Origin of the sequence: Enterobacter sp. AG326, from assembly GCF_004362415.1 — a bacterium.
GTDB lineage: Bacteria > Pseudomonadota > Gammaproteobacteria > Enterobacterales > Enterobacteriaceae > Enterobacter > Enterobacter asburiae.
On record NZ_SNXG01000002.1, the window covers coordinates 587,916 to 602,340 of the forward strand.

Sequence of the window (14,425 nt, forward strand, 5' to 3'; positions counted from 1 at the left end):
TATGGCGGTGAGGGGGGGATTCGAACCCCCGATACGTTGCCGTATACACACTTTCCAGGCGTGCTCCTTCAGCCACTCGGACACCTCACCATATTGTCATCCCGTTGTTGCCGGGACGGGCGCTAATGTAAGGAAAAGCCGAACTGCCGTCAACTCACTTTTTCAGTAATTTAGCGCGTTTAGACAAACTTCAGGCAACATGATTCTTAAATGTGCTGAAAGCGTCTTTTTTATCAGCAACACAGTCGCGCTATAAATTTGTTATGCTGACCGTCCAGTGAAAAAGCAAAATAAATCAGCGCAATAAAAGGCAGGAATGACTATGGATATACTTTTCTATCACCCCACGTTTGATACGGCATACTGGATCAAGGCGCTTTCGGCGGCGTTACCCGGCGCACGCGTTCGCGAGTGGAAGCGTGGCGATAATGAACATGCTGACTATGCGCTGGTCTGGCATCCTCCGGTAGAAATGCTCCAGGGCCGCACGCTGAAGGCCGTTTTTGCCCTGGGAGCCGGCGTGGATTCCATTCTGAGCAAACTGAAGGCACATCCTGAAATGCTGCCGGAAGACGTCCCCCTTTTCCGCCTGGAAGATACCGGAATGGGCCAGCAGATGCAGGAGTATGCAGTGAGCCAGGTACTGCACTGGTTCCGCCGCTTCGATGATTATCAGCTATTTAAACAGCAGGCCCACTGGGAACCGCTGCCGGATTACCGTCGCGAAGACTTTACGATTGGCATCCTCGGTGCGGGCGTGCTGGGCTCAAAAGTGGCCGAAGCGCTCGCCCCGTGGGGATTCCCGCTGCGCTGCTGGAGCCGCAGCCGCAAGGATTATCCGGGCGTAGAGAGCTTTGCCGGAACGGATGAGCTTCCGGCCTTTCTGAAAGGCACGCGCGTGCTTATTAACCTGCTGCCAAACACGCCGGAAACGGTAGGGATCATCAATAAAGCCCTGCTCAACCAGCTCCTCGATCAGAGCTACCTGATGAACCTCGCGCGCGGGGTCCATGTCGTGGAAGGCGATCTGCTGAAGGCGCTGGATAGCGGAAAGCTCAAAGGCGCCATGCTGGATGTCTATAGCCGTGAGCCGCTGCCCGTGGAAAGCCCGCTGTGGGCGCACCCGCGCGTCGCGATGACCCCGCACGTGGCTGCCGTGACGCGTCCGGCAGAAGCGGTGGCGTATATCTCCCATACCATCAGCGAAATGGAAAAGGGTAACGCGGTCACCGGACAGGTCGACAGACAGCGCGGCTACTGAGAGAAACCCGGCGTTTGCCGGGTTTTTGCTAATATTCGCCGCTGATAACTGCTATCCTTTGGAAAAACCGCAGAGGAGAGAGAGATGTATCCCGTTGACCTGCATATGCACACCGTCGCCAGCACCCACGCGTATAGCAACCTCCATGATTATATCGCCCAGGCGAAGCTTAAAGGTATTAAGCTGTTCGCGATCACCGATCATGGCCCGGACATGGCGGATGCGCCGCACTACTGGCATTTTGTGAATATGCGGATCTGGCCACGTCTGGTGGACGGCATTGGGATACTGCGCGGCATTGAGGCGAACATCAAAAATACCGACGGTGAGATCGACTGCACCGGCCCGATGCTGACCTCACTTGATCTTATTCTCGCCGGTTTCCATGAGCCGGTTTTCCCACCTCAGGATAAAGAGACCAACACCGCGGCGATGATTGCCACCATTGCCAGCGGCAATGTGCACATTATCAGCCACCCCGGCAACCCGAGGTACCCGATTGATATTCAGGCTGTCGCGCAGGCGGCAGCGAAGCACCGCGTGGCGCTGGAGATTAATAACTCCTCCTTTGTTCACTCGCGTAAGGGCAGCGAAGCCAACTGTCGCGAAGTGGCGGCCGCCGTGCGTGACGCGGGCGGGATGGTGGCGCTGGGGTCCGATTCTCATACCGCGTTTACGCTGGGTGATTTCAGCGAGTGCCTGAAAGTGCTGAATGATGTTAACTTCCCGGAAGCGCAAATCCTGAACGTGACCCCACGCCGCATGCTCGATTTCCTCGAGTCGCGCGGAATGGAGCCGATTGCCGAATTTGCCGATCTTTAATTGTGTAATGGAATCATAAAAATGAACGAGTTTTCCATCCTCTGCCGCGTGCTGGGTACGCTCTATTATCGCCAGCCGCAAGACCCGCTGTTGGTTCCGCTCTTTACGTTAATTCGCGAAGGCAAACTGGCGCAGAACTGGCCGCTGGAACAGGATGATTTACTGGAACGTCTGCAAAAAAGCTGCGACATGCAGCAGATCGCGACGGACTACAATGCGCTGTTCGTTGGTGATGAGTGCCGCGTTTCGCCATACCGTTCAGCCTGGCAGGAAGGGGCAACGGAAGCGGAAGTCCGCGCGTTCCTCTCCACGCGCGGTATGCCGCTGAGCGATACGCCAGCCGATCATATCGGTACGCTGCTGCTGGCGGCATCCTGGATCGAAGACAACGCTGGTGATGATGAGAACGAAGCCATCGAAACCCTGTTCGAAACGTACCTGCTGCCGTGGGTCGGGACATTCCTGGGCAAAGTCGAAGCGCATGCCACCTCGCCATTCTGGAGAACGCTTGCCCCGCTGACCCGCGATGCTATCGCGGCGATGTGGGATGAGCTGGAAGAAGAGAACGAAGAGTGATTTAGATCACATAAATTCTGCAACTCAACATTCCAACTTGCACGTAATGTGCTGCTGATCGCATTTCTATGGTGCGCTTCTGCTAAGATGCGCGCCATGAACATATTACTTTGTATCGCAATAACGACAGGTATTCTCTCCGGGCTCTGGGGATGGGTGGCCGTGTCTCTCGGATTGCTCAGCTGGGCCGGGTTCCTCGGCTGTACCGCCTATTTCGCCTGTCCGCAGGGGGGCGTCAAAGGGCTCTTTATCTCAGGCTGCACGCTGATGAGCGGTGTTATCTGGGCGCTGGTGATCGTGAAAGGCAGCGCGCTGGCGCCGCATCTGGAAATCCTGGGATACGTCATGACGGGTGTCGTCGCCTTTTTAATGTGCATCCAGGCCAGGCATCTTCTGCTTTCATTTGTGCCGGGAACCTTTATGGGGGCATGTGCGACCTTTGCAGGGCAGGGTGACTGGAAGCAGGTAGTCCCTTCGCTGGCGCTGGGGTTGCTGTTTGGCTATGCCATGAAAAACAGCGGTCTATGGCTGGCGTCGCGGCGGGAAAAAGCGCAAAACATCACGGCAGTGAGCGAATAAAAAAAGGCGAGATAATCATCTCGCCTTTTTTATGCGCTTCCTGTCAGGATTCCGGAGGGACTGACATATCGCGGTATTTCACCAGGATCGGGTTTTGCACGTCTGCTTTGTTTTGCAGATCCCACAGCCCGCGGTCTATACCGTCGTTAATTAAGTAGATCACGCCGGTTTCAATGGCTGACATCAGACACATCATCACCGGTTCGTTAGAGGTGTAGCCGATTTCACCTTCCAGCAAACGCTGGTAATCGATGAAGCGGAATACCCCAGCCTGAACTTCATAAGACAGAATGGTTTTGCTGGTGTTCACCGAAGAGAGCACTTCGCCTGTACTGACGTTAACCACACGCAGGTTAACGGCGATTTGGTCGAGCTGATACTGGGTATCCGCACCGATACCGAAGTAACGTGCTCCAGCACCACCCGATTTAACGTTACTTTCGTAGCCAATAATCGATCCTTCAATCATCACGTTCGCTGCTGCCAGAGATTCCAGAGGCGTTCGGTTATTGGCCGCGACGGTACCATTTTCCTGTGCGGCGCGAATGATTTTCCGTTCATTCAACAGGTTCTGAAGACCCTGACGTTCCAGCGGAATAAACCAGTGCGAATCCTTGAGCGCGGTAACCAGCATCGCGGTGGCGCTTTGCGGCACGGCCGTGGAGAAGTTACTTGCCGGGTAAGGTTTAAATTGCCCGGTTTCATCCTGAATGTTGTATACGGAGACAAATATTTTCCCCGTTGGAGCAGGTAAATGCGTTAAATCACGATAACTCTGGGCCCGAGGCATTAATGTAGGTTTTGCAGCTTCTTTAGGTGGAGCAGTTAAACAACCGCTCAATAAGCACACTGCAACAAATATCAGGAAGCGCTGCATGATCGTTGTCCTTATTTAGCTATTGTTTAAAAGTCAGTTGAATTACTTTGTAGACCGGAAACCTGAATGGTGGAGATTCTTCCGGTTTTACGATCGGTCACGTTCAACTGAAGCTGTCCGTCCGTGTTGGCGATATCAACGATAAAGTCGTTGGTCACCATCCGGCCTGGTTTACCGGTATTAATGTTGGTCAGTAACCCGCCTAAAATCTGCGACTGGATAGCCTGAGTGAAGTTATCCAGTGCGGACGGGGTATCAATGCTAAAATCCTTTAAGCTCGGATCCTTATAGGAGTTTTGCGCCTGGGCTTCGTTCAGCAGGAACGCGCCGTTATTAGGGTTACCGCCAAAGTTAGGGTTACGGAACTGAAACGTCATGTTTCCGGCCCAGCTGATGGGTGTTATCAGCATTATCGAAACAACTGCATATGCAATACGCATGACAGCCTCCGCATATCGGTTCGCTAGAACTCGTCTTTTGCTAAATCGCTGGTGCTTAATAGGGCTTTATCTATTTGCAGGCGATTAATAGCGTCTTCTGATTGTTCCAGTGCTAAGACGACGTTTTTATCGAAGTCTATTTTGGTCGGGAATAAAAACGTTTGATAAATAACGTTCTGATTAACCGTTATTGTTATCCAACTTCCCCATCGTGCACTGGGCCGCTCGTTGATTGTTATATTACCCGTATAGGTACTGTCCCATTTGTCACTGAAGGCACGGTAAAAACTGTGCCCGACCGATGAGACAGTGTGGTCTGTTAACAATCCGGGAACTTCGACCTCGACGGCCTTCAGATTCCCGGCAGCGAGCAGGAAACTCGCTGCGGCGATCCAACTCAACGTGCGCTTCATGTGATTAACGCCTGAGGTTATCGTTTGCCCACGAAACAGCCTGAGTTCGGTTTTTCACAGCTATCTTCTTGAAAAGATTATAAAGGTGCGTCTTTACCGTATTTTCGCTGATAAATAACGAACGGGCGATTTCAATATTTGAAGCACCAATGCGTAACTTGTTCAGGATCTCTTTCTCACGGTGCGTGAGCAGGGCTGACTCTGAGCTGTTATAGCGATAATTTCCGGAGTGCGTGATGAGATAGCTGGCAAGCTTTTGCGAAAAATAACATTCTCCGCGTAATATACCTTGCAGCCCCTCTACCACCCGGTCTTCTTCTTCCGTGACGTAGAACACGCCATTGATATGCGGCCAGCTTTCAATATCCCTGAAAGGATATTCATCAGGCGTATTCAACAATAGCACGCGGATATTATTGTTTTTCCTGCTTAAAATATCCTGCCAGTAATGGATAAGCTTTTTATCAGCTTCCATCATATCGAAAAGAATGATGCTGCCAGGTGCAATATCATCAAAAGAACGTTGAATATTATGCAATTTCCCGTTCAATGATAAAGATTGCTTTAAATGTTGTAATAAAGCTGTCGCTTGCAAAGAAGGTTTTGTGATCAACAGTAATGTATGACCATGTAAACTATGGACTTCATTATACATGATGAAACCCCACTTTTTTTTGGCACCTGGCAGCTGTCCTCCTGTTTAAAAGAGGACACCAGAAGTACTGACAGATGTTGCACTGCTGTGTGTAGAATCAGACCATAACCTCCACAGGGAGGTAAATATAAAACCAATTTCGTACATCTAATTTCAATCTAGCTTTTACGAAGTTTAAAGCAAGTGTTAAACGTGTAACATAATGTAAAAATCAATATTAATTTGTTAAAATCACTTGTCGTGAATCGCGATAATTGATGAGAAAGTTGTACACATAAATAGAGGTGCACAGATTTTAAAAATCATACAAATATTTTCATCTATTTGATTTTTATAATTATTTATTATTTTTGTATCGATGTAATTAAGTATGAGTTACCGATTATTTCTAAGCCCGCGAATGAGCTGCTGTCTGGCTTAAGAAAACAGGCTTCGTGTCACGCGATGAAAAAAATGATCTCCAGCCGTTACGTTTAAGCAACGCGGGATGAAGCGTGGACAGCCTTCGTCTCGATGTACAACACTTTCGCATAACGCCTTTAATAAAAAATATAAGCTGGCCTGATTAAAGTGATTTTTGATGTAAATTACGACTTTGTGGTGAGCCGATAAATAAAAATAAGCCGCGCGGGTGAGATATTTAAAATGTTTCAGCGGACATACTCTTCACCGTAACGACGCGTTAACACAGTACGAGTCGTTTTAACAAGTAACATTGTTAAAGGGTTATGGCACGATTAAATAGCCAGGTCCAGGGTGACAACATGAAAAACGCATCGTTAATTATGATGTTTACATTACTGGGTGCGCCTGGATTTGTAACCGCAGCGAATTCAGATTTGGCAAATTCTGAATATAACTTTGCGGTTAACGAATTAAGTCTTTCATCACTAAATCAGGCAGCCATTATTGGTCAACGGGGCGTTTTCAATAACGCTGAGGTTAGCCAGGACGGTTCAAGACTCTTATCCATTGTATCCCAGGATGGGGTAGGTAACAGAGCGAGAGTTGATCAATCAGGGGGTTACAATATTGCCTGGATCGATCAGAGCGGTAACGCGAATGATGCAGGTATTACGCAAGATGGATACGGTAATAGCGCGAAAATTATCCAGAAAGGGTCGGGTAATAGAGCAAATATTACGCAGTACGGTACGCAGAAAACCGCAGTTGTAGTGCAGAAACAGTCGCAAATGGCGATTAACGTTATTCAACATTAGCGCGTTGGCGACGACTTTAATCAATCCGATGGGGGTTTACCATGAAATTTCTCAAAGTGGCAGCGCTTGCAGCAATCGTAGTTTCTGGTAGTGCTATGGCGGGTTCTATTAATCAGGGCGGCTGGGGTCATGGACATGGTCATGGCGGATACAGTGGCCCAAATTCCACCCTGAATATTTATCAGGACGGTGGCGGTAACTCAGCGGTAGCTCTGCAGACAGACGCCAGAAATTCCGTTCTGAATATTAGCCAGAAAGGTGGCGGTAACGGCGCTGACGTTGGTCAGGGTTCTGATGATAGTAAAATCAACCTGTCCCAGAAAGGTTTTGGCAACAGTGCGACACTTGATCAGTGGAACAGTAAAAAATCCGTTATGAATGTTAGCCAGACCGGCGGCTTTAACGGTGCACTCGTAGATCAGACTGCTTCCAACTCGACTGTTAACGTGACCCAGATCGGCTTTGGTAACCACGCGACAGCTCATCAGTACTGATACTGAAATCTGTGCTACAAAAAAACAGGGCTGATGCCCTGTTTTTTTTCGGGAGTTCATCATGAATACCTTAATTCTCCTTGCCGCGCTTTCCAGCCAGATCACCTTCAAAACGTCACAGCAGGAAAATATGACCACCATTATTCCTCAGGTCACTCTGGCGCAGTCGTGCGATTGTCAGGTTCAGATTATTTCTTTACGAGAAGGGCAGGGGGGGCAAAGTTCTTCCCGGCAGCAAAACACACTTTTTATACCCGCTAATCAGACGATTGATTTAATGCGTCTGAGTTTAAATATTAATGCGGGAGACACGGTAAAAATCGTTGTCACCGTTTCAGACGGTAAATCGCTACATTTATCACAACAGTGGTCGCCAGCGGAACGTTCTCTATGAAAACCCATTAAATCAATAGGTTGTGAATGTGGCGGGTCTGAGCCGTTGAGCTATGCTGATATCAGGGACCAGGTCGTTATGTTCCGTAACGTGAAACTTCGTTTGCCCTAATAAATGAAGCGCGTTTACCCCTCATGGACGATTTTCATTGAGGAGTACCTATAATGAACAACTATTTTGCTCGACTCGTGGCAGGTCTGGGTCTGGTCGTTTCTGCTTTGAGTATCCCGGCTTATTCGGCCACGGTTGTTGACGGCGGTGTCATTCATTTTCGCGGTGCCATTGTCGCCGACCCCTGTGAAGTCACTCCCCAGAAGCAACAGTTTGCCATGTCATGTCCAGATAATAACCGTATGCAAACGCGTATGGTCAGCTATGAAGAGGCGCTTAACGGGAAAGTGAGCGACTCAAACGTGGCAACGCTCAATATGAAATACCTTAATCCTGAAAAAACGCTCGCGGTTGTCGAAATCCAGTATCGCTAATGCGCGCTCTCCCGCCCTGGGGTGAAAGAGGATTTTTTCTGATAGTTTTTTCTCCCGGTCTCCTCTGCGATACACTTAAGAAAATGGCGGGTTGCAGAGGGGCTTTATGAAACCGCAAATTGAAATTATTCATGGCGATATTACGACAGTACACGTCGACGTCATCGTCAATGCGGCCAATCCATCCCTGATGGGAGGGGGCGGCGTGGACGGGGCTATCCACCGGGCTGCCGGACCGCAGCTGCTGGAAGCCTGTAAAACCGTGCGCCAACAGCAGGGCGAATGTCCTCCCGGTCACGCGGTGATTACGCTGGCGGGCAATCTGCCTGCGAGAGCGGTAATTCATGCCGTAGGGCCGGTCTGGCATGGCGGGGATCACCACGAAGCGAGTATTCTGGAAGAGGCGTACCGGAACTGTCTGCGGCTGGCCGCCGACAACGGTTATAAAACGATGGCGTTTCCGGCCATCAGCACCGGCGTGTATGGTTATCCTAAGGCCGCTGCCGCAACGATTGCCGTAGAAACGGTTTACCGCTATTTGTCGTTAAAACCGCTGCCAGAGAAGGTAATTTTTGTCTGTTTTGACGACGACACCACGCATCTTTATCAGCGGCTTCTGACTCAGCGCAGACAAGAGCTGGAGAGCTGAAGCAAACGCGGCGCATCGGGTGCGCCGCGTGGTTTATGAGGCTTTTGCCTGCGGTTTTCCTGAAAAGAGGAAGCGCAGGAGCGGGATCCGCAGATGGATTTCGTAGAGTGCGATCGCCACCCCTACAACAAACACCAGCCCGGTAAAGAAGCCCAGGGTGTTGGAGGCGATGTGCGGTGTGATGTAAGCCCCGAAGAAAAGCGTTAACGGGTGATGCACCAGATAGATAAACAGTGACGCATTAACGAAGTAGGTCACGCGACTGGACTTAAAGTTCAGCAAGCGATGGCCCAGCGCGAATACCACGTTCACCATCCACAGCCCCAGCAGCATAGTGATCACGCTTTCCGTTTCATACATCCAGGCATCGCCGCTGCCGTAGCGCTGATTCAGCAGATAGGCCGCGAATGCGAGGGTGGCTCCCAGCGCGCACCACGGTGACGGGGTGACAAACAGCGACTTAAGCTTCGGATGAATAAAAGCCAGCGCGCCGATTAAAAAGAACGGAATGTAGAACAGGGACTGCATCACCACAAAATTAAATAACCCGTCGCTCAGAATCGGCGGGTAGACGATAAGCAGCGTCCGTCGCACGGCGGCATAGGCAATACCCAACAGCAAGAAGAGCACTGACAGTTTGCCCATCGTAACGTTGGCGAAGAAGGTGTCGGCTTTTGTACTCAGATGGCGGCGCAGGCGGCTGAAAATCAACAGGCTCACCGTTGTGAGCACCACCAGCACCAGCAGGAACCACAGGTGAGACACCAGCTCCCAGACCAGCGTATTGTACTTTTCATACAGCGACAGATTCGGCCAGTTCTCCGCTTTGCCTTTGACGTATTGCAACATAATGAACTGAGGCAGCGTCAGCAGTGGAATTGCGGTCAGCATGGGGATCCCCACGCGTTCTACACGCACTTTCCACCAGCGTTTGAGAGGGTATCGCAGAAACAGCATGTAAGAAAAATACCCGGATATGACGAAGAACACCTGCATACGGAAGGCGTGAATAAAGTCATTAAACAGCGTCAGCCACCAGGAGGGCATCTGGCTATTCACATGCCAGGTGTGGCTGGAGTAAATCAGTGAAATGTGAAAGGGGATCCCCAATAGCATCAGCCAGGCCCTGATCGAGTCGAGGAAATATTCACGTTCTGTTGGTGTTGTGCTCATATAACGTTGTGCATTCTCAGACTTTTCGTCTTATCCCTAAGACTCATAATGGTTACATTCGAAGCCAACCCTACACCAAGACCGACACCCTGTCTCCAGGATAAGCACGCAAAGTGAATAGCGGGTTCTTTCATTTGCTTAATCCATGAGCCAGCAGCTGAACAAAGCAGTGATAATGTTGTCGGATTGCCTGAGTTTCCATTAAAATGGATCGGATCGATATAAGCACACAAAGGGGGAAGTGCTTACTTATTATGAAACATAAACCACAGATGATGAAAATGCGTTGGTTGGGTGCTGCAGTGGTGTTATCACTGTATACCTCATCGGCACTGGCCTTTAACATCGACGATGTCGCAAAACAGGCAAAATCGATGGCAGGCAAGAGCTACGAAGCGCCGAAAAGTAACTTGCCCTCCGTTTTCCGCGACATGAAGTATGCGGACTATCAGCAGATCCAGTTCAATCACGACAAAGCGTACTGGAGCAATATTAAAACCCCGTTCAAGCTTGAATTTTATCATCAGGGTATGTACTTCGACACGCCTGTTGCCATCAATGAAGTGACGGCAACCGCGGTACGTAAGATCAAGTACAGCCCGGATTACTTCAATTTTGGCAATGTGCAACACGACAAAGATACGGTGAAAGACCTGGGCTTCGCAGGCTTTAAGGTGCTTTACCCGATCAACAGCAAAGATAAAAACGACGAAATCGTCAGCATGCTTGGAGCCAGCTATTTCCGCGTCATTGGCGCGGGGCAGGTGTACGGGCTTTCTGCGCGTGGTCTGGCTATTGATACCGCGCTGCCATCAGGTGAAGAGTTCCCACGTTTCCGTGAGTTCTGGATTGAACGTCCAAAACCAACGGATAAGCGTCTGACCATTTATGCGCTGCTGGATTCCCCGCGTGCAACCGGTGCCTATCGCTTTGTGATTATGCCGGGTCGTGACACGGTAGTTGACGTGCAGTCCAAGGTTTACCTGCGTGATAAAGTGGGCAAACTGGGCGTTGCGCCGTTGACCAGTATGTTCCTGTTTGGGCCGAACCAGCCGTCACCGGTTACCAACTTCCGCCCGGAACTGCACGACTCCAACGGTCTGTCTATTCATGCCGGCAACGGTGAGTGGATCTGGCGTCCGCTGAATAACCCGAAACATCTGGCGGTTAGCAGCTTCGCAATGGAAAACCCGCAAGGTTTTGGCCTGCTGCAGCGTGGTCGTCAGTTCTCCCGCTTTGAAGATTTGGACGATCGCTATGACCAGCGTCCAAGCGCCTGGGTCACGCCAAACGGTGACTGGGGTAAAGGCAAGGTCGAGCTGGTAGAAATTCCGACCAACGACGAAACCAACGATAACATCGTCGCTTACTGGACGCCGGATCAGCTGCCGGAAGCCGGTAAAGAGATGAACTTCAAGTACACCATTACCTTCAGCCGCGACGAAGATAAGCTGCATGCGCCGGATAACGCGTATGTGATGCAGACTCGCCGCTCAACGGGTGATGTGAAGCAGTCTAATCTTATCCGTCAGCCTGACGGTACCGTGGCGTTTGTCGTGGACTTCACAGGCCAGGATATGAAGAAACTGTCACCGGACACCGCCGTTGCCGCTCAGGCCAGCATCGGTGATAACGGTGAAATCGTTGAGAATACCGTGCGTTACAACCCGGTAACCAAAGGCTGGCGTCTGACCCTGCGCGTGAAAGTGAAAGATCCGAAACAGACCACTGAAATGCGTGCTGCGCTGGTCAGTAACGATCAGCCGCTGAGTGAAACCTGGAGCTATCAGCTACCTGCCAATGAATAATACATCTGAATATATTGATGCCATGCCGCTGACGGATATCGAAAAAGCGGCACTGCCTAAGAGCGACATCCGCGCGGTTCACACCGCGCTGGATGGTGAACATCATACGTTTTCCCGTGATGATGATACGCCGCTCGGGTCAGTCAAGGCGCGTCTGGAGCAGGCCTGGCCGGACTCGCTGGCGGAAGGGCAGTTGATTAAAGACGATGAAGGACGCGATCAGCTTCAGGCGATGCCGAAGGCTACGCGTTCCTCAATGTTCCCCGATCCATGGCGCACCAACCCGGTGGGTCGCTTCTGGGATCGCCTGCGCGGGCGTGATGTGACGCCGCGCTATCTGTCGCGCCTGACGAAAGAAGAGCAGGCGTCCGAACAGAAATGGCGTACCGTCGGGACAATCCGTCGCTATATCCTGCTGCTTCTGACGCTGGCGCAGACGGTCGTCGCGACCTGGTACATGAAAACCATCCTGCCTTACCAGGGCTGGGCGTTTATCAATCCGACGGACATGATGGGCCAGGATCTCTGGGTCTCCTTCATGCAGCTGCTGCCGTATATCCTGCAGAGCGGCATTCTCCTGCTGTTCGCGGTTCTCTTCTGCTGGGTCTCGGCCGGTTTCTGGACCGCGCTGATGGGCTTCCTGCAGCTGCTCATGGGGCGTGACAAATACAGCATTTCAGCGTCAACGGTCGGGGATGAACCCCTCAATCCCGAGCACCGTACCGCGCTGATTATGCCTATCTGTAACGAAGACGTTGACCGCGTATTTGCGGGCCTGCGTGCGACCTGGGAGTCAGTGAAGGCGACCGGCAACGCGGAGCATTTCGACGTTTACATCCTGAGCGACAGCTACAACCCGGATATCTGCGTTGCGGAACAAAAGGCGTGGATGGAGCTGATTGCAGAAGTGCAGGGCGAAGGCCAGATCTTCTACCGCCGCCGCCGCCGCCGCGTGAAGCGTAAAAGCGGTAACATCGATGACTTCTGCCGTCGCTGGGGTAACCAGTACAGCTACATGGTGGTGCTGGATGCTGACTCCGTCATGAGCGGAGACTGCCTGAGCGGTCTGGTGCGTCTGATGGAAGCCAACCCTAACGCGGGTATCATTCAGTCTTCGCCAAAAGCGTCCGGTATGGACACGCTGTATGCGCGCTGCCAGCAGTTCGCCACCCGTGTTTACGGGCCGCTGTTTACGGCCGGTCTGCACTTCTGGCAGCTGGGTGAATCGCACTACTGGGGCCACAACGCCATTATCCGCGTGAAGCCGTTCATTGAGCACTGTGCGCTGGCGCCGCTGCCGGGCGAGGGTTCGTTTGCCGGTTCTATTCTGTCGCATGACTTCGTAGAAGCGGCGCTGATGCGTCGTGCTGGCTGGGGCGTCTGGATTGCCTACGACCTGCCGGGATCGTACGAAGAGCTGCCTCCAAACCTACTGGACGAGCTCAAACGTGACCGCCGCTGGTGTCACGGTAACCTGATGAACTTCCGCCTGTTCCTGGTAAAAGGGATGCACCCGGTTCACCGTGCGGTATTCCTGACCGGCGTGATGTCCTATCTCTCTGCACCGCTGTGGTTTATGTTCCTGGCGCTGTCGACTGCCTTACAGGTGGTTCATGCCCTGACGGAGCCGCAATACTTCCTGCAACCGCGGCAGCTGTTCCCGGTGTGGCCGCAGTGGCGTCCGGAGCTGGCGATTGCGTTGTTTGCCTCCACCATGGTGCTGCTGTTCCTGCCTAAGCTGCTCAGCATCATCCTGATCTGGTGCAAAGGCTCGAAAGAGTACGGCGGTTTCTTCCGCGTGACCCTTTCACTGCTGCTGGAAGTGCTGTTCTCCGTCCTGCTGGCGCCGGTACGTATGCTGTTCCACACCGTGTTTGTGGTCAGTGCGTTCCTGGGCTGGGAAGTGGTCTGGAACTCACCGCAGCGTGACGACGACTCCACGCCGTGGGGTGAAGCCTTTATGCGCCACGGTTCTCAGCTGCTGCTGGGTCTGGTGTGGGCGGCCGGGATGGCCTGGCTGGATCTGCGCTTCCTGTTCTGGCTGGCGCCGATTGTCTTCTCGCTGATCCTGTCGCCGTTTGTGTCCGTGATTTCCAGCCGTTCAACGGTGGGGCTGCGAACCAAACGCTGGAAGCTGTTCCTGATCCCGGAAGAGTATTCCCCGCCGCAGGTGCTGGTGGATACCGATCGTTACCTGGAACAGAACCGCAGTCGCTCGCTCGATGACGGCTTCATGCACGCCGTGTTTAACCCGTCATTCAACGCCCTGGCAACGGCAATGGCGACGGCGCGTCACCGCGCCAGCCAGGTGCTGGAGATTGCCCGCGATCGTCACGTTGAGCAGGCGCTTAACGAGACCCCGGAAAAACTCAACCGCGACCGTCGACTGGTGCTGTTGAGCGACCCGGTGACAATGGCGCGTCTTCACTACCGCGTGTGGTCTGCTCCGGAGAAATACTCTTCGTGGGTGAACTACTATAAGGACGTGAAGCTGAACCCGCTCGCCCTGAAGGCGAAGTAAGTTGTTAAGAAGAGGCGGGTAAGCGAATCGCCACCCGTCAGATAAAATACCGGCTTAA

General features: G+C 52.0%; 16 protein-coding genes and 1 tRNA gene. 11 read left to right on the forward strand and 6 right to left on the reverse strand.

Annotated elements, in window-relative coordinates:
* Window positions 1-2 precede the first annotated feature (2 nt).
* A tRNA-Ser gene (locus DFO52_RS09785) sits at window positions 3-90 on the reverse strand.
* A gap of 232 nt (window positions 91-322) precedes the next feature.
* Between DFO52_RS09785 and ghrA the strand changes: the two genes are divergently transcribed.
* From ghrA to DFO52_RS09805, 4 genes are all read left to right on the forward strand, one after another.
* On the forward strand, window positions 323-1,261 hold the full coding sequence (gene ghrA / locus DFO52_RS09790) for a glyoxylate/hydroxypyruvate reductase GhrA (RefSeq protein WP_133550278.1): 939 nt from the start codon (window positions 323-325) through the stop codon (window positions 1,259-1,261).
* 84 nt (window positions 1,262-1,345) lie between these two features.
* Window positions 1,346-2,083 (forward strand): phosphatase, encoded by a 738-nt coding sequence (locus DFO52_RS09795; protein WP_047648116.1) that lies wholly within the window; start codon window positions 1,346-1,348, stop codon window positions 2,081-2,083.
* A gap of 21 nt (window positions 2,084-2,104) precedes the next feature.
* Complete coding sequence (locus DFO52_RS09800) at window positions 2,105-2,659, forward strand: molecular chaperone (RefSeq protein ID WP_029740002.1); 555 nt, start codon at window positions 2,105-2,107, stop codon at window positions 2,657-2,659.
* 96 nt (window positions 2,660-2,755) lie between these two features.
* Window positions 2,756-3,238, forward strand: coding sequence for a DUF1097 domain-containing protein (locus DFO52_RS09805; RefSeq protein WP_133550280.1), 483 nt, complete (start codon window positions 2,756-2,758; stop codon window positions 3,236-3,238).
* Between the two features lie 43 nt (window positions 3,239-3,281).
* Here DFO52_RS09805 and csgG read toward each other — a convergent pair whose 3' ends face one another.
* The 4 genes from csgG to csgD are packed head-to-tail and all read right to left on the reverse strand — an operon-like array spanning window position 3,282 to window position 5,623.
* On the reverse strand, window positions 3,282-4,115 hold the full coding sequence (gene csgG / locus DFO52_RS09810; RefSeq protein WP_024908984.1) for a curli production assembly/transport protein CsgG: 834 nt from the start codon (window positions 4,113-4,115) through the stop codon (window positions 3,282-3,284).
* 26 nt (window positions 4,116-4,141) lie between these two features.
* Window positions 4,142-4,555, reverse strand: coding sequence for a curli production assembly/transport protein CsgF (gene csgF, locus DFO52_RS09815; protein ID WP_023311106.1), 414 nt, complete (start codon window positions 4,553-4,555; stop codon window positions 4,142-4,144).
* A gap of 23 nt (window positions 4,556-4,578) precedes the next feature.
* Window positions 4,579-4,968 carry a curli production assembly/transport protein CsgE gene (gene csgE / locus DFO52_RS09820; RefSeq protein ID WP_133550282.1) on the reverse strand — a complete coding sequence of 130 codons (390 nt, stop codon included), beginning with the start codon at window positions 4,966-4,968 and terminating at the stop codon, window positions 4,579-4,581.
* A gap of 4 nt (window positions 4,969-4,972) precedes the next feature.
* A complete protein-coding gene (gene csgD / locus DFO52_RS09825) occupies window positions 4,973-5,623 on the reverse strand; it encodes a biofilm master transcriptional regulator CsgD (RefSeq protein ID WP_021240790.1) in 651 nt (216 codons plus the stop codon).
* A 764-nt stretch (window positions 5,624-6,387) separates the two neighbouring features.
* On the opposite strand from csgD, the gene csgB reads away from it, so the two are divergent.
* The 5 genes from csgB (at window position 6,388) to ymdB (ending at window position 8,865) form a co-directional block, all read left to right on the forward strand.
* Window positions 6,388-6,843 (forward strand): curli minor subunit CsgB, encoded by a 456-nt coding sequence (csgB, locus tag DFO52_RS09830; RefSeq protein WP_029739999.1) that lies wholly within the window; start codon window positions 6,388-6,390, stop codon window positions 6,841-6,843.
* A gap of 41 nt (window positions 6,844-6,884) precedes the next feature.
* Entirely contained in the window at window positions 6,885-7,337 is a 453-nt protein-coding gene (gene csgA / locus DFO52_RS09835; RefSeq protein WP_029739998.1) for a curli major subunit CsgA, read from the forward strand.
* A gap of 61 nt (window positions 7,338-7,398) precedes the next feature.
* The gene (gene csgC, locus DFO52_RS09840; protein WP_029739997.1) at window positions 7,399-7,731 is read left to right on the forward strand and encodes a curli assembly chaperone CsgC; all 333 of its coding nucleotides are present in this window, start codon (window positions 7,399-7,401) and stop codon (window positions 7,729-7,731) included.
* A gap of 164 nt (window positions 7,732-7,895) precedes the next feature.
* The gene (locus DFO52_RS09845) at window positions 7,896-8,216 is read left to right on the forward strand and encodes a type 1 fimbrial protein (protein ID WP_047648111.1); all 321 of its coding nucleotides are present in this window, start codon (window positions 7,896-7,898) and stop codon (window positions 8,214-8,216) included.
* 106 nt (window positions 8,217-8,322) lie between these two features.
* The gene (gene ymdB / locus DFO52_RS09850; protein WP_133550284.1) at window positions 8,323-8,865 is read left to right on the forward strand and encodes an O-acetyl-ADP-ribose deacetylase; all 543 of its coding nucleotides are present in this window, start codon (window positions 8,323-8,325) and stop codon (window positions 8,863-8,865) included.
* A 33-nt stretch (window positions 8,866-8,898) separates the two neighbouring features.
* Here the strand turns inward: ymdB and mdoC are convergent, their stop codons facing one another.
* Window positions 8,899-10,038, reverse strand: a complete 1,140-nt coding sequence (gene mdoC / locus DFO52_RS09855; protein WP_133550286.1) for a glucans biosynthesis protein MdoC — start codon at window positions 10,036-10,038, stop codon at window positions 8,899-8,901.
* A 254-nt stretch (window positions 10,039-10,292) separates the two neighbouring features.
* Between mdoC and mdoG the strand changes: the two genes are divergently transcribed.
* Together mdoG and mdoH are read left to right on the forward strand one after the other, a co-directional pair.
* Window positions 10,293-11,846: a glucans biosynthesis protein MdoG gene (gene mdoG / locus DFO52_RS09865; protein WP_166642356.1), complete on the forward strand. Its 1,554-nt coding sequence runs from the start codon at window positions 10,293-10,295 to the stop codon at window positions 11,844-11,846.
* Window positions 11,839-14,367, forward strand: coding sequence for a glucans biosynthesis glucosyltransferase MdoH (gene mdoH, locus DFO52_RS09870; RefSeq protein ID WP_023311116.1), 2,529 nt, complete (start codon window positions 11,839-11,841; stop codon window positions 14,365-14,367). The genes mdoG and mdoH overlap by 8 nt, the downstream gene beginning before the upstream one ends.
* The last annotated feature ends 58 nt before the right edge of the window (window positions 14,368-14,425 follow it).

What these genes read in the sequence shown, in the direction of transcription:
- DFO52_RS09805 (WP_133550280.1), top strand. Translation starts at nt 2,756, where the DNA reads ATGAACATATTACTTTGTATCGCAATAACGACAGGTATTCTCTCCGGG.
- csgF (WP_023311106.1), bottom strand. Translation starts at nt 4,555, where the DNA reads ATGCGTATTGCATATGCAGTTGTTTCGATAATGCTGATAACACCCATC.
- csgD (WP_021240790.1), bottom strand. Translation starts at nt 5,623, where the DNA reads ATGTATAATGAAGTCCATAGTTTACATGGTCATACATTACTGTTGATC.
- csgE (WP_133550282.1), bottom strand. Translation starts at nt 4,968, where the DNA reads ATGAAGCGCACGTTGAGTTGGATCGCCGCAGCGAGTTTCCTGCTCGCT.
- ghrA (WP_133550278.1), top strand. Translation starts at nt 323, where the DNA reads ATGGATATACTTTTCTATCACCCCACGTTTGATACGGCATACTGGATC.
- mdoG (WP_166642356.1), top strand. Translation starts at nt 10,293, where the DNA reads ATGAAACATAAACCACAGATGATGAAAATGCGTTGGTTGGGTGCTGCA.
- csgA (WP_029739998.1), top strand. Translation starts at nt 6,885, where the DNA reads ATGAAATTTCTCAAAGTGGCAGCGCTTGCAGCAATCGTAGTTTCTGGT.
- DFO52_RS09845 (WP_047648111.1), top strand. Translation starts at nt 7,896, where the DNA reads ATGAACAACTATTTTGCTCGACTCGTGGCAGGTCTGGGTCTGGTCGTT.
- ymdB (WP_133550284.1), top strand. Translation starts at nt 8,323, where the DNA reads ATGAAACCGCAAATTGAAATTATTCATGGCGATATTACGACAGTACAC.
- csgC (WP_029739997.1), top strand. Translation starts at nt 7,399, where the DNA reads ATGAATACCTTAATTCTCCTTGCCGCGCTTTCCAGCCAGATCACCTTC.
- csgG (WP_024908984.1), bottom strand. Translation starts at nt 4,115, where the DNA reads ATGCAGCGCTTCCTGATATTTGTTGCAGTGTGCTTATTGAGCGGTTGT.
- mdoC (WP_133550286.1), bottom strand. Translation starts at nt 10,038, where the DNA reads ATGAGCACAACACCAACAGAACGTGAATATTTCCTCGACTCGATCAGG.
- mdoH (WP_023311116.1), top strand. Translation starts at nt 11,839, where the DNA reads ATGAATAATACATCTGAATATATTGATGCCATGCCGCTGACGGATATC.
- DFO52_RS09795 (WP_047648116.1), top strand. Translation starts at nt 1,346, where the DNA reads ATGTATCCCGTTGACCTGCATATGCACACCGTCGCCAGCACCCACGCG.
- csgB (WP_029739999.1), top strand. Translation starts at nt 6,388, where the DNA reads ATGAAAAACGCATCGTTAATTATGATGTTTACATTACTGGGTGCGCCT.
- DFO52_RS09800 (WP_029740002.1), top strand. Translation starts at nt 2,105, where the DNA reads ATGAACGAGTTTTCCATCCTCTGCCGCGTGCTGGGTACGCTCTATTAT.